The following is a 14,369-nucleotide window of genomic DNA, read 5'->3' on the forward strand; positions in this document are numbered from 1 at the left end:
CCTTAAAAATTCAATGGGCTATATTCGAGCTGACACCGTAAGTGTGACAGGAATTAAATTCGAACATGATGGCCAGGCGAGATATTTTTTGTCACCCAGCCATTATTTTCAACGGCTGCCCACGGCAAGCCGGGGCGCTTCGGCGCCGAGGTTACGGTAGGCTGCTCCTGGGTGCGGGGCAACCAGTCGCGGTCCGCCGCCGCCGAGCTTTTCACGTAGCGTGCCTTGCCGGTACTCGGTCTTGTAGACCCCACGTTTTTGAAGTTCGGGCACCAGCAGATCGACAGTGTCTTCAAAGCTCTCCGGCGTGACCGCATAGGCGAGGTTGAAGCCGTCGACATCGGTATCCTCGACCCATTCCTGCATCAAGTCGGCAACCGTTGACGGCGAGCCGACAAAGACCGGCCCGAAGCCGCCGACGCCGACCCAGTCGGCCATCTCGCGTACCGTCCACTCCTTGTCCGGATCGATGGTCGTGAAGGTTTCGACGGCCGATTGCACGGCATTCGTATAGCGGTGGCGCAGTACCTCGTCCGGTCCGAATTGGCCAAAGTCGATGCCTGTCCAGCCGGAAATCAGCGTCAGCGCGCCTTCGAAGGAAGTGTACTGGCGGTATTCGTTGAATTTTCGCTGCGCCTCGGCATCCGTTTCGCCGAGCACGACCGTCTGGAGATTGAAAGCGAGAATTTCGCGCGGGTTGCGCCCGAGCCGTTCGACCGCCTGGCGGACGTTGGCCACGTAGCGCTTCAGGACCGCCTTGGAGGGCGCAGCCACGAAAATGCATTCGGCATGCGCGCCGGCAAAATCCTTGCCGCGGCTGGAGGCGCCGGCCTGATAAAGCACTGGAGTGCGCTGTGGCGAAGGCTCGCTCAGGTGAATGCCGGGAACCGTGAAATATTTTCCGGCATGGTTGATCGGATGGACCTTTTCCGGATGCGTGAAGATGCCTTTTTCCCGGTCGCGGACAACGGCATCGTCCTCCCAGCTTCCTTCCCAGAGCTTGTAGCAGATCTCGAGATATTCGTCGGCGAGGTCGTAGCGGTCGTCATGGTTGGTCTGCGCCGGTTGACCGATATTGAGCGCGCCGCTGTTGAGATAGGAGGTGACGATGTTCCAGCCGACGCGGCCCTTGGTCAGATGGTCGAGCGTGGAGATGCGGCGCGCGAATGTATAGGGGTGCTCGAAGGAGAGCGAGGCCGTCAGCCCGAAGCCGAGATGTTCGGTTTCGTAAGCCATGGTCGGGATGAGTTGCAGCGGATCGTTGACCGGCACCTGCGCGGAATGGCGCAGCGCTGCGTCGACATTGCCGTTCAGCACGTCATAGACGCCGAGCACATCGGCGATGAAGAGACCGTCGAACTTGCCGCGCTCCAGCGTCTTTGCCAGATGCACCCAATAGTCCAGATCCTTGTAGGTCCAGGATTTGTCGCGCGGATGCCGCCAAAGGCCCGGCGACTGGTGTCCGACGCAATTCATGTCGAAGGCGTTGAGCCTGATTTCACGGGTCATGTCATATTTCCTGCATCTGTCGGCGGGTGCGGTCAGGCGCCGACGGTTTTCCTGTTGATGAAGCTGAAGGCGAGCACGGCGAAGATGAGCGTGCCGGTGCCGACCTGTTGCCAGTAGAAGTTCAGGCCCGTCAGCAAGAGGCCATTGGCGACGACGCTGAGGAGCAGGACGCCGAGCACGGTGCCGAGGATGTTGGGCCGGCCGAGCGGCGAGAGGGTCGTGCCGATGAAGGTCGCGCCGATCGCGTTCAGCAGGAACGCATTGCCGGAGGAAGGGATGTAGACCGTCACCGTCGCCGTCAGGATCAGGCCGGCAACGGCGGCAATGGTTCCGGCAAGAATGAAGGTCGCCGCGACATGAGCACCAAGTCCGATGCCGGAGTAACGCACCACGCTCGGCTGGATGCCGATCGAAAGCACGACGCGTCCAAACCGCGTCCAGGCAAAGGCAGCCGCCGCACCTGCGATGATGACGGCCGCAACGATGAGGGGCACCGGTACATTTGCGATCGTTCCGTGCCCGAGGAAACGGAAGGCGGGTGGAATGCCCGAGGGCGGCAGATAGACGGGATTACCGCCGTTGGTCAGCAATTGCTGGATACTGCGCCCGATGAACAATGTGCCAAGCGTCGCCAGGAAGGGTGCGACGCCGATTGCAGAAACAAGAATAGCGTTGAAGGCGCCGACAAGTGCGCCCGCGGCGAGACCGGCCGCGAGGGCCAATGGCACCGGCTGCCCGGCCAGCACCAGGGAGACGAAGGCGAAGCTTGCGACATCGACCGCCGTACCCACGGAGAGATCGATGCCGCCGGCCGATACGGCAAAGGTCATCGCGATCGAGACGATGGCCAGCAATGTGAAGTTGTTCACCAGAATGCTCTGAAGATTGCCCGGACTCAGGAAGGTGGGCGCCAGGATCGAGAAAACGGAGAAGACCGCGACGAGCGCCACAATCAGTCCATATCGTGCGAAGCCCGCGGCCGAGCGTCCGGCAAAAGTCGGAGCGGACATGTCAGATCTCCCGTTTGCGCAGCAGCGTCGTGGCCGACACGACGATCAGGATGAGAAGGCCCTGCACGCCGCTGACGAGCGTGCTCGGCAGGTTCAGCAGTTGGAAGCCGTTGGTCAGGACGCCGACGAAAAGCGCCGATATCAGGGTTCCCGGAACGGTCGGCACCAGGCGACGGGAGAAGACTGCGCCGAGCAGCGCGATGACGACGACAGGCAGCAGCGCTTCCCCCGAACCCGTCGTGCTGCCGCTGAGATAGGAAACTGAAAGGATGCCGGCAAAACCGCCGCAGAGACCGCTGGCAATGAAAGCGCCGGAAAGCAGGCGCTTGAGCGGCAGGCCCGCAGCGCGTGCAGCGTCCGGAAACTCGCCGACCGCATAGAGCCTCAGCCCCACAGGTGTGTATTGCACGATTGCCGTCGCGATTGCTGTAAAGCCTATCAGGACATAGGCAAGGATCGGGATGCCGAAGCTGTCGGAAGCCGAGATTGCCGTCAGGAAATCGGTGGAAGCGGGAACGACCGTATTCTGCGTGAGAACCAGTTCGAGGCCGGCAACGACGTTCATGACGGCAAGCGTTGCAAGCAGGGGTACTATACCCGCCAGGACGACGGCGGTCGCATTGATCACGCCGATCGCAAGCCCGGTCAGCAAGGCGGCGGTGACCGCCACGGGATCGCCGTAGCCGAGCTGGATCAGCGAGGCATAAACGGCTGCACTCAAGCCCATATTCGCCGCCAATGACAGATCGATGCCGCCGGTGACGACATTCGAACCGCCTGCGATCAATACGACCGTCAGGCCGATCGCAAGAACACCCGAAATGGCGGATTGGCCGAGGACATTGCCGATATTGCCGACCGACAGGAAATAGGGAGCCGTCAACGAGAAAACCAAGAGGATCGCGGCAAAGGCGAGCAGGGAACCGAAGCGGAGAACTGCGGCAGCGGCTTTGCCTTTTGCCTGCGGTGGGTGATCCGACGAGGCGACGGGGAGGGTGGCAAACTGAATGTCAGCCGACATGGCGTAATCCTTCCGAAGCGCCGGTCGAAATCGACAGCACTTCATCCGTTGTGGTCTTTGCGGAGCCGAGTTCGCGGATCAGCCGTCCGCGGAAGAACACCAGAATGCGATCGGTGATACCAACGAGCTCCGGCAGGTCGGAGGATAAGACGATGACGCCGGCGCCGCGCGCGGCAAGCTCACCGATCAGGGCATAGATCTCGACTTTGGATCCGATGTCGACGCCGACCGTCGGCTCGTCCAGCAGATAGATTTCCGACTGACGGCTCAGCCATTTGGCGATGGCAACCTTCTGCTGGTTGCCGCCGGAGAGCGTGCGAACCAAAGCATCACGGCCTGCCGTCTTGATCTGCAGCCGCTTGATGAGGTCGGTGGTATCGGAGCGCTCGCGCTTCAGATTGAGAAAACCGAAACGGCTGTAGCGGGCAAGGCTTGGAAGCGTGATGTTTTCGGACAGGCTGAGATCGAGGCCCACGCCATGTCCGCGCCGATCCTCGGGAACGAGCGCAAGCCGGCGGTCGACAGCTTTTGCGGGGCTGCGTGGCTGTGCCGTTTGTCCCCCTATCTCGATTTCGCCGCTGGCGGCCTGTTCCAACCCGAACAGCGTGCGGATGAGGTCCTTTGCGCCCGAGCCGAGAAGGCCGGTAATGCCGAGCACTTCGCCGCGGCGCAAGGTGAAACTGATATCGTCGAAACGGTTCGGCGACGAAAGCGCCCTGACCTTCAGGATGTCTTCGCCGAGCTCCACACGGCGCTTGGGAAACATCTCGGCAATATCGCGTTCGATCATCAGGCTGGCGATCGCCTTGGCTGACGTTTCGCCGATCGGCAGGGAGGCCACATCCAGGCCATTGCGCAGCACGGTGACGTGATCGCACAGCTCCTGGATCTCATTGAGGTAGTGCGAAATGTAGATGATCGTCACACCTTCATCGCGCAGCCGGCGGATCAGGCGGAAGAGGATTTCGGCCTCGCGTCGGACGAGGGCCGCGGTCGGCTCGTCGAACACCAGCACCTTCGGCTGATGCAGCAGCGCTCGGGTGATCTGGACGATTTGCCTTTCAGCGGTCGACAGCTCGCTGATTAGAGCATTCTTCGGCAGGTTCACGCCGAAATAATTGGCAAGAAGCTCGGTGGCGCGCTTCTGCATGGCCCGTCGGTCGATGAACGGCGTTCCCGCAAGCCGCGTTTCTCGCCCGAGAAACAGCGCTTCGCCGACGGTGAATGTCGGAACCAGCAGCCGGTCCTGATGAATGAAATGGATGCCGAGCTCTTCGCAGAGATGCGGCGTCAGCCGGTCATGGGTTTTGTTTTCAATTTCAATCCGGCCGTCATCCGGTCTATGCAGCCCGGCAAGCAGCTTGATCAGCGTCGACTTGCCGGCGCCGTTTTGCCCGACGAGGCCGTGAACGGTGCCGCGGCGTATGGCGACCGATGCGCCGGCAAGTGCCTGCGCGCCGCCGAAGCGCTTCACGATGCGGTCGAAGCGAATGATGACATCGTCATTTTCGGCCGGTTGCGTCGGGGCGGATACAGTCATGATGCAGCTTTCCGGAAAGGGGCGGACCTTGTGGCGCCAGCAGCAAGGTCCGAGTTGATGTCAACCAATGCCGAGCTTCTTGACGATCTCGGATACGTTTTCCTTGTTGGCGAGCAGCGCCGGCACATAGGTTTCGCGCGGCAGCGTCTGGCCAGCGAGCAGCTTGGCGACATTGCGGACCGCCACGCGGCCGATCTCTGCCGGCTGCTGAGCGGCATCGGCGCCTGCCGGAGAGTTCTTGTCGGCAACGAGCTGGAGAACTTCCGGGCTGCCGTCGACGCCATAGGTGCGGATCTCGTTGCGGCCGGCAGCGGCGATCGCCTGCGTTGCGCCAAGCTGCGGAATGTCCCAGGCCGACCAGACGGCCTTGATCGAGCCCTTGTCCGGATATTTGTTGAGGATTGCGGTGATCTGGGTAAAGGCGTCCTGGACCGTGTTCGGGATGATGTCCCGCAGCTCCGGCTGAATGATCTTCACCTTCGGGAAATACCTGATGACATTGACAAGCTGATCGTAGCGGATCGCGCAGGGCGTGACACCGTAAAAGCCGTTGAAGACGACGATATTGCCCTCGCCGCCGATGTCGGAGACGAGCTGCAGGGCGAGGTCCTTGCCAATGCCCCAGTTGTCCGACGTCGTATTGTTGATCGAATTGGTCGAGCCGACATCGACGGTCAGCACCGGAATGCCGGCATCGCGGGCCTTCTTGAGCCAGGGATCGATAACGCTGAGCGTGCCGAGGATCTGGACGAGCGCATCCGGCTTCTGCGCGACGAGCGTCTGAAGCTGGGCGATCAGCTTGCCGTCGTTACGGCCGGCATCGACTGCGATCGGCTCGCCGCCGAGCCGCTTCACTTCGTCGATCTGGGCATTGTAGACCTGCAGGTCGAAATAGTGGTCCGTGCCGGTGGCGCTGATGGCGATGCGCTTGCCCTGCAGGGAAAGGCCTTCGTCTGCGGCCCTTGCCGCCGGCGCAGTCAGCATGCTTGCGCCCGCAAATGTCGCTCCGGCGACTGCCGCGAGCTTCAAGATTTCGCGGCGTCCGAAGCCGCCTCCAAGTCCTTCATTCATAACGATACCCTCTCAATTTTATAGTCTATAAATTATATAGATTTTAAGTGTATAAGAGGTACGTTATTCCAAAAGCACGCGATCGCAGGAAATTTTCTGAGGCCAAATCCCGCTGTCAGCGATCGGTGTTGCGGCCGAGGCCGTAGGTCAGCGCCAAGGCTCCGACGAGCACGGCGCCCTTGACGAAATCCTGGGTGTAGTAAGGGGCGTTCAGCATGGTGAGGCCGTTGAGCAGCACGCCGACGAAGACGGCGCCGGCAATCGTGCCGAGCACATTAGGACGGCGCAGATTGAGGACGGCAAAGCCGATCAGCGCGGCTGCGACCGAGTCCATAAGCAGCGACCCGCCGGAGGAAACGTCACCGCGGCCGACGCGGGCGGCAATTACGATGCCGCCAAGCGCTGCTAAGGCCCCCGAAATGACATAGGCGAGTGTCTTCAGTCGCGTCGTGGAAGCGCCGGCAAGCCGCGTTGCCACCTCATTGCCTCCGGTCGCAAAGAGCAGCCGGCCGATGCGGGTGCGCTCGGTCAGCACGAAGAGAACGATCGCGACGACCGCCATCAGCACGACGGAAACGGGCAGAGTGTTAAACAGGCTGTAGCGACCAATCAGCAGGAAGGCCGGGTCATAGGCGCCGGTCGCCTTGGAGCCGTCGGGCAGAACGAGGCCGGCCGAAATCGAGCGTCCGGCCGTCGGGATGAGCTGCAGGCCCGACAGCAGGAACATCATGGCGAGCGTCGCAAGCAGATCTGGCACACGCAGGCGCACGATGAGGAAGGCGTTGACGAGCCCGATTGCCGCTCCAAAGGCGAGCACCAGCGGTACAGTCGCGAAGGCACTCAGATGCCAGACGATCATCGCGTAGCTTGCGGCCATGACGCTGGAGGCGGCAACCGCACCGATTGAGAGATCAAAGCCGCCGACGGCGAGCGTCACCGTGACACCGGCGCCGAGGATCGCGACAACCGACACGGCCTGCAGGATGCTCATCAGGTTTCCGATATTGATGAAGGCCGGTTCGGCATAGGTGAAGCCAATCACCATCAGCCCGAGCAGGATGAAGACTGCGCCGGCGCGCAGAACGCTGCCGAGCGCCAGGAGGCGATTGGCCGGGTTGCGGCTTTTCGGCCCTGCGACAGCCTTCGGAAGCACTTCGTCGTCGATGGTCGTCATGCGGAAAGTCCCTGTATGGCTGAAGAAGAGGCGACATTTGTGATGACTGGCAGCAGCGTGTGGCGGTCGATGGTCAGGATGCGGTCGGCGACCTCATAGGCCTCTTCGGGATCGGATGTGGCGATCAGGGTTGCGCGGCCGGTGCGGGCGCGGATCGCCTGGATGATATCGTGGCGGGCGCCGACATCGACGCCCTGGAATGGCTCGTCGAGCAGCAGCAACCGGCTGGGCTCCGCCTCCCAGCGGGCGATCACCGTCTTCTGCTGATTGCCGCCTGACAGTGTCCAGACGGAGGTGAGGGGACCGGCGGCCCTGATGCTGAGACGGGAAATAGCCTTCTCGGCCTCGCGGCGTTCGCGGCCGCCGAATAGAAGGCCGTGCGGATACCATTTGGAAAGATGCGGCAGGCTGATGGTGGCGGCGAGCGAATTGCCGGGCCAGGTGGCGGGCATGAGCGAGGAGCGGTGGCGGTCTTCTGCGGCCATTGCCACGCCGGCTGCAATCGCGCCACCAGGTGATTTCGGCCGGTAGGACCTGCCATCGAGCCGCATCTCGCCGCCGGCAAATTCTCTTGCGCCGAAGATTACGGAGAGCAGGCGGCTCTTGCCGGCGCCGAGTACGCCGGTGATGGCGACGACCTCTCCCTCATGCAGGGTCAGATCGAAGGGGGCACTTGTCGGCAGAAGGCGTACGTCGCGCATCTCGAGAACGGCCGGACCAGTCGCCGGTCGCGCGTCCGGCCGCGCCGCTTCCAGCCGGCGACCGATCATCGTTTCAATGGCGCTGGAAAAATCGATGGGGCGGTTGAAGCTGCCGACGACGCGGCCGCCGCGCATGACGAGTGCCCGGTCGGCGATCGCTTCGAGATCGGCAGTCCTGTGGGAGATGTAGAGGATCGCAAGACCTTGTGCACGCAGGCTGAGCAGGATGTCGAAGAGGCGCCGGCTCTCGTCTGCCGAAAGGCTTGCGGTCGGCTCGTCGAGGATCAGCAGGTCAGCCTTGTTGGCAAGCGCCCGAGCGATTGCCACGAGTTGCCGGTCGGCGGCGGTCAGATCGCCGAAATCCCTGTCGAGCGGCAGCGAGAAACCGGCGGCATCGAGCATGGCACGGGCCTGGCGCCGCACGCATGCCCGCGAAACAAAGAAAGGCGTGCCCCGCTCGGCGAAGCGATTCAGCAACAGGGCGTCGGCCACCGTCAGGCCTGCCGCGCCGACAAGATCGGTCGATTGATGCACGGTGACGACGCCGGCCTTCCCAGCTTCGGACGGGGTCCTCGGAGAGAAGAGCCGGTCGTTCAGGCTGATCGTGCCGCCATCGGCTGCGAGCACACCTGACAATATCTTCACCAGCGTCGATTTGCCCGCGCCATTTGCGCCCATAAGCGCAACGATCTCGCCGCGCTCAATCGAGAAATGGGCGCCCGCAAGGGCGCGCGTCGACCCGAAACTGCGAGTGATGTTTTCGACATGAAGGAGTGGCATCGGGCAAGTCCAGGTCTGCTTTCAAGCTGCAATATTCGCCTGCAAGGTGCCCGAACCTCCAGGCACGCTTTGTCACTGGTGTATGATGTCGAGAACAAAGAATCTCCGGAAGCCGCGAAAATCGGATCATTAAATCTACTAAAAACATAGAGTTTATATCTAATAATTTTATGCGTCGCAGGAGAACTGCCTACCTGTCAGACGACGCTCACGATCGACCAGAAGGACCGCGACGATGAAATCCCTCGCACGGCTTGCGCTCTCTGCTGCCGCAATCTCTTTGCTCTTTGCCCAGCCTTCCCTTGCGGGTGGCGTGAGCGGCGCTCCTGCGCCCTTCGACAAGGGCGGCGTCAAGGTAGCGCTGATCAGCTATATCTCGGCTGGCGACTTTTTCCAGGCCTATCAGGCCGGCGCGGAAGCCCAGGCCAAGGCCCTCGACATTGACCTGCGCGTCTTCCCCGGGCGGCAGGATGCCGCCGAACAGCGCGAGCAGATCTTGCAGGCGATCAATCTCGGTGTTGCCGGCATCGTCGTCGACCATGGCCTGCCGGAATCGCTCGGCGATGTCGTCCAGCAGGCGCTGGACAAGGGCATCAAGGTCGTCGCCTTCGACGTCAACCTCAACAATCCCAAAGTGCCGCAGGTGGAGCAAAGCGACCACGAACTCGCCGAGCGTGCGCTGGAGCAGGCGGTGAAGGATAACGGCAAGAGCTTCAATGCCGGTTATGTCTATGTCGCAGGATTCGCGCCGCTCGACCGCCGCAACGAGGTTTGGGAGAAGTTCAAATCGGAGAATTCCGGCGTGATCGAGAAGGCCCGCTTCGGCAATGTCAGCGATACGACGGCGACCTCAACGGCCGATCAGGCGAAGGCCGCGCTGACCGCCAATCCTGACATCAGCGTCGTCTTCGCGCCTTATGACGAGTTTGCCCGCGGCGTGAAGCTTGCTGCCAACGATCTCGGTATTGCGAGCAAGCTGAAGATCTATTCGGCCGACGTCTCGACCGCCGACATTCAGGAGATCACCGAAGAAGGCAGCCCCTGGGTTGCGACGGTTGCGACCAACCCGGCCGTCGTCGGCGCGGTTTCCGTGCGCGCGGCGGCTCTCCAGATCGCCGGACAGGAGATCCCTCATCAGATCACGGTCAAGCCAACGCTGCTGACGCAGGAAAGCCTGCGTGCGGCCGGCGTCAAGACGATCGAGGAATTGGCGCAGAAAATCCCGGCCTTCAGCACAAGCGATGCGGCAACCGCGAGCTGGATTCCGGACAAGCTTTTCTAGGCTGCCTGCCTCGATCTTCCGGCGGGGGTTGTGCGGCCCCCGCCGGCCCCATTTCTGAAAACCGGAGTTTTAACCCATGAGCCAGTCCAATGTCGTCTTTGCGACCAACCGCAGCACGACGCGAGAGGACCTCTTTGCCCGTGCCGAGGAAATCTCGGCCGATCTTTCCAGACGGGCAGCTGAGCTCGACCGTGACGGTCGTCCACCGCTGGCCGAAATCGTCAAGCTGAAGAATGCGGGCCTGCTGAATGCCCTGCATGACCAACAGATTGGTGGCGGCGGGTTGGACTGGGTCGATGGCCTGCGGCTGGTGCGCATCCTGGCGCGCGGTGAAAGCTCCATCGGCCAGCTTCTCGGCTATCACTACGTCAACAGCCAATTCATTTACTGGGCACTCGATGAAGCCCGCGCCCATGCATTCGGCTCTGAAACCGTTGCGAAAAACCTCTATTGGGGTGCCGCCGTCAATCCGCGTGATCCAGGCCTTGTTCTCACCCGCCGCGGCAACGGCTATGTGCTGAATGGACGCAAGTCCTTCTCCACCGCCGCCCACGTGTCCGACTATATCAATGCCAATGCGGCGCTGGGCGACAAGATCGTCGGCTTCGCTGTACCCACCAATCGGTCGGGCTACCAGGCAAACGACGACTGGGACAATTTCGGTCAACGTCTTTCGGATAGCGGCAGCGTCGAGTTCCACGATTTCCCCGTCTATGAGGAGGATTTCGTTGGCGTCCCGGCCGCGCCCGACGCAGCACCGCCCGTCCTCTCGACCTTCAACACACCGCTTATCCAACTCGTTTTCGTCAACTTCTATCTCGGCAGCGCCGAAGGCGCACTTCAGGCTGCGATCGATTATGTGCGCACGACGACGCGTCCATGGGTTACGTCAGGCGTCGAGCGCGCTGCCGACGATCCTTATATTCTCGAACGGGTCGGCGAGTTCACGGCTACGCTGAAGGCCTCTGCGGCGCTGGCCGACGCGGCAGCAGCGGCAGTCCAGGCCGGGCTTGCAAAGGGTCATGCCGTCACGGTACGCGAGCGTGGCGAGGCGGCTGCGGAAGCCTATGCCGCCAAGGTGCACGCCACCCATGTCTCGCTCGACATCACGTCACGTGTCTTCGAACTGACCGGTGCGCGGTCGACGGCGGAGAAATATCGCTTCGACCGTTTCTGGCGCAACGTGCGCACCCACACGCTGCACGATCCGGTTTTCTACAAGGCCAAGGAAGTCGGCGAGTTCGTGCTGAACGACAGGATTCCCGACGTCAGCCTCTACAGTTGAGATCAGGTAGATTTACTCAAAAAGAAACCCCATTTCGGTCATCGGAAATGGGGTTTTCAGTTTGAGGAGAGCGGTCAGAGCGCGCCGTTCTTCGGCGGTGTCACTCCGTTCAGATGGTAATTGCCGACGACGTGGTACTTCCAACGCACTGGATCGTGCAGCGTATGGGTGCGTGCATTGCGCCAGTGCCGGTCGAGATTGAGTTCGGCCTTGACCGCGGATGTTCCGGCGAGCTCGAACAGCGTGTTGGTTGCTTCGATCGCAATCTCTGTCGTCAGCACCTTGGCGGCAGCGACCGCAAGTGTGGCCTCGACGACGGTCGCCTCGGTCGTCTCGATCTGCGCCGCATCGACCTTGCGGCCGGCGCGTTCGAGGAGCGCTGTTGCAGCCTCCAGCCGGATGGCGATCTGCCCCACCTTCGATATCGTCAGCGGATCATCGGCGGCGCGCTCCACGCCGCTGTCCATCCAGGGGCGTGACTTGGTGCGCACGAATTCCAGCGTCTCGGCAAAAGCTGCGCGCGCGATGCCGAGATCGATGCCGGCATGGACGATCTGGCCGACCGAGCCGATCGTCGTCGGCCGCTCGAAGCCCTTGTGATGCAAGACGACGGAATCGGCATGCACATAGACATTGTTGAAGATCGTCGTGCCGCTGCCCGTCGTGCGCTGGCCGAAGCCATCCCAGTCGTCGATGGTCTCAACGCCCTCAGTGCCCTTCGGCACGAAGGCCATGACGAGACGGTCCTCTTCGTCAAGCGCGAAAACGGTGACCCAGTCGGCAAAGAGCACGCCGGTCGAATAATATTTCGTGCCATTGATGTGATAACCAGGCCCGTCCCTGACAATGCGGGTATTGTAGTGGCCGACCGTCTTGGTGCCGCGCTCGGAAAGCGCATTGCCGAAGCGGTCGCCGGCGAGCGCCCGGCCGAAGAAATACCGTTTCTGCTCCTCGCTGCCATCCGTGCGCAGCGCTTCCAGAATGTAGAAATGGTTCTGCGGGATCTGGCCGATCGAGCCATCGGCTGCTGCGAGGATCGCCGTTACTTCAGCCAGCACGGCATTCGAGACATCGAGCCCGCCATATTGTGCGGGGACGGCGATCGCCAGCAGGCCGGACTGGGCCAGTTCATCGAGTTCGGCAAAGGGCAACCGGCGTTCTGCGTCGCGCCCGGCGGCCGTAGCAGCAAACTGGACGGCCAGCCTACGCGCCGTTTCAAGCGCTTCCTCGTCGCTGGCAATGCGGGCGGCCACGGGCCGGATCTGATCTTGTTGCCTGAGCACGGTCGTCATCGATTTCTCCAGGTTCTGACGAGGCTATGGGTGAAAGAAATCGAAGCGAGAGGTAAGATTATAAATTCTATAGATGTGATAGAAAATGGAAAGCGCTTGCTTATCCGGCGGCTGGCCCGGCGTCTAACGTGCATCTTCGTCGATCTCACCTGGAAGTGACCGGTTTGGTGGTGGAACTGTCGCCGAAAAATGACATGGTCGATCTTCTATTGCTGCTCTCCAGCTCCTACGTAACCCTGGACCGATACGTCATTCCCGTATCCGCATTCTGCAGAGGGCAGGCGACCGCTTCGCCCGATCCATGAGGAAAAACATGACCCGTTCCCGGCAGTTGCGCCTTGGCGCCTTTATGCGTCCCGTCAGCCTGCACACCGGCGCATGGCGCTATCCCGGGTCCTATCCGGATGCCAATTTCAACTTCGCCCATCTCAAGTCTTTCGCCCAGAAGCTCGAGGCCGCGAAGTTCGACGCCTTCTTCATGGCCGATCACCTGGCTGTGCTCAACATGCCGGTGGAGGCGCTGAAGCGCAGCCATACCGTGACCTCCTTCGAGCCGTTCACGCTGCTTTCGGCGCTGGCCGCCGTCACCGAGAGGATCGGGCTCGCTGCGACGGCATCGACGACCTTCGATGAGCCCTACCACATCGCCCGTCGTTTCGCCTCGCTCGATCACATCAGCAATGGCCGCGCCGCCTGGAACATCGTGACCACCTCCAACCCCGATGCAGCTCTCAATTTCGGTCTGGACGAGCACGTGGAACACGGTGAGCGCTACAAGCGCGCGCGTGAATTCTATGATGTCGTCACCGGCCTCTGGGACAGCTTCGCCGACGATGCCTTCATCCGCGATCGCGACAGCGGCATTTATTTCGATCCCGACAAAATGCATGTGCTTGACCACAAGGGCGAGGAGTTGAGCGTGCGCGGGCCGTTGAACATTGCCCGACCGGTCCAGGGCTGGCCCGTCATCGTGCAGGCCGGCCAATCGGACCCGGGTCGCCAGCTTGCGGCCGAAACCGCCGAAGTGGTCTTCTGTTCGCCACGCGATCTCGACGGCGGCAAGGCACTTTACGCCGATATCAAGGGCCGGATGCAGGCCATCGGCCGCAATCGCGACCATCTCAAAATGCTGCCCGCCGCCTTCGTCGTCATCGGCGACAGCATCGAGGAAGCGCGCGCCAAGCGTCTCGCCCTCGATAGCCTCGTTCACTACGATAGCGCCATCGCATCGCTTTCGATCGCCCTCGGCCATGATGCCTCCGGCTTTGACCCGGATGCGCCACTGCCTGATGATATTCCCGATACCAATGCCAGCAAGACCGGCCGCGCCCAGGTCATCAAGCTGGCGCAGGAGGAAAACCTGACTGTGCGCCAGCTTGCCCAGCGTTATGGCGGCTATTCCGGCCTTGCCTTCGTCGGCACGCCTGAGAGCATTGCCGACGAGATGGAACGCTGGCTGGATGAGGAAGGTTCGGATGGCTTCAACGTCGTCTTCCCTTACCTGCCGCAGGGTCTCGACGACGTCACGACACGCCTGGTTCCGGAATTGCAGCGCCGGGGCCTGTTCCGCAGGGACTATGAGGGCACGACGCTGCGAGAACATCTTGGCTTGCCGCGGCCGGAAAACCGCTTCTTCGCCTGAAGAAAACCGTCAGGGCCGGGCAACGATCAGGCAGAGCGACTTTCGAAGAGGGGCTGCGCGCG

11 protein-coding genes are annotated in these 14,369 nt (G+C 61.8%); 3 read left to right on the plus strand and 8 right to left on the minus strand.

Annotation, left to right across the window (positions count from 1 at the left end; all coding sequences use genetic code 11):
- Positions 1–108: 108 nt before the first annotated feature.
- The 7 genes from FHT87_RS01640 to FHT87_RS01670 form a co-directional block, all read right to left on the minus strand.
- Positions 109–1,509, minus strand: a complete 1,401-nt coding sequence (locus FHT87_RS01640; protein ID WP_183798968.1) for an LLM class flavin-dependent oxidoreductase — start codon at positions 1,507–1,509, stop codon at positions 109–111.
- A gap of 32 nt (positions 1,510–1,541) precedes the next feature.
- Positions 1,542–2,519 carry an ABC transporter permease gene (locus FHT87_RS01645; RefSeq protein WP_183798971.1) on the minus strand — a complete coding sequence of 326 codons (978 nt, stop codon included), beginning with the start codon at positions 2,517–2,519 and terminating at the stop codon, positions 1,542–1,544.
- A gap of 1 nt (position 2,520) precedes the next feature.
- Positions 2,521–3,540, minus strand: coding sequence for an ABC transporter permease (locus FHT87_RS01650; RefSeq protein ID WP_183798974.1), 1,020 nt, complete (start codon positions 3,538–3,540; stop codon positions 2,521–2,523).
- Positions 3,530–5,080, minus strand: coding sequence for a sugar ABC transporter ATP-binding protein (locus FHT87_RS01655; protein WP_183798976.1), 1,551 nt, complete (start codon positions 5,078–5,080; stop codon positions 3,530–3,532). The genes FHT87_RS01650 and FHT87_RS01655 overlap by 11 nt, the downstream gene beginning before the upstream one ends.
- Before the next feature lie 60 nt (positions 5,081–5,140).
- Positions 5,141–6,151, minus strand: coding sequence for a sugar ABC transporter substrate-binding protein (locus tag FHT87_RS01660; RefSeq protein WP_183798979.1), 1,011 nt, complete (start codon positions 6,149–6,151; stop codon positions 5,141–5,143).
- A 115-nt stretch (positions 6,152–6,266) separates the two neighbouring features.
- On the minus strand, positions 6,267–7,325 hold the full coding sequence (locus FHT87_RS01665) for an ABC transporter permease (protein WP_183798982.1): 1,059 nt from the start codon (positions 7,323–7,325) through the stop codon (positions 6,267–6,269).
- The gene (locus FHT87_RS01670) at positions 7,322–8,806 is read right to left on the minus strand and encodes a sugar ABC transporter ATP-binding protein (protein ID WP_183798985.1); all 1,485 of its coding nucleotides are present in this window, start codon (positions 8,804–8,806) and stop codon (positions 7,322–7,324) included. The genes FHT87_RS01665 and FHT87_RS01670 overlap by 4 nt, the downstream gene beginning before the upstream one ends.
- A 235-nt stretch (positions 8,807–9,041) precedes the next feature.
- Between FHT87_RS01670 and FHT87_RS01675 the strand changes: the two genes are divergently transcribed.
- Together FHT87_RS01675 and FHT87_RS01680 are read left to right on the plus strand one after the other, a co-directional pair.
- Positions 9,042–10,088, plus strand: a complete 1,047-nt coding sequence (locus FHT87_RS01675) for a substrate-binding domain-containing protein (RefSeq protein ID WP_183733348.1) — start codon at positions 9,042–9,044, stop codon at positions 10,086–10,088.
- 76 nt (positions 10,089–10,164) lie between these two features.
- Positions 10,165–11,373, plus strand: a complete 1,209-nt coding sequence (locus tag FHT87_RS01680) for an acyl-CoA dehydrogenase family protein (RefSeq protein WP_183733345.1) — start codon at positions 10,165–10,167, stop codon at positions 11,371–11,373.
- 74 nt (positions 11,374–11,447) lie between these two features.
- Here the strand turns inward: FHT87_RS01680 and FHT87_RS01685 are convergent, their stop codons facing one another.
- The gene (locus FHT87_RS01685) at positions 11,448–12,665 is read right to left on the minus strand and encodes an SfnB family sulfur acquisition oxidoreductase (RefSeq protein ID WP_183798989.1); all 1,218 of its coding nucleotides are present in this window, start codon (positions 12,663–12,665) and stop codon (positions 11,448–11,450) included.
- 313 nt (positions 12,666–12,978) lie between these two features.
- Between FHT87_RS01685 and FHT87_RS01690 the strand changes: the two genes are divergently transcribed.
- Positions 12,979–14,307 (plus strand): LLM class flavin-dependent oxidoreductase, encoded by a 1,329-nt coding sequence (locus FHT87_RS01690; protein ID WP_183798993.1) that lies wholly within the window; start codon positions 12,979–12,981, stop codon positions 14,305–14,307.
- The last annotated feature ends 62 nt before the right edge of the window (positions 14,308–14,369 follow it).

This window comes from Rhizobium sp. BK316, from assembly GCF_014193695.1.
In the GTDB taxonomy this organism is placed as follows: domain Bacteria; phylum Pseudomonadota; class Alphaproteobacteria; order Rhizobiales; family Rhizobiaceae; genus Rhizobium.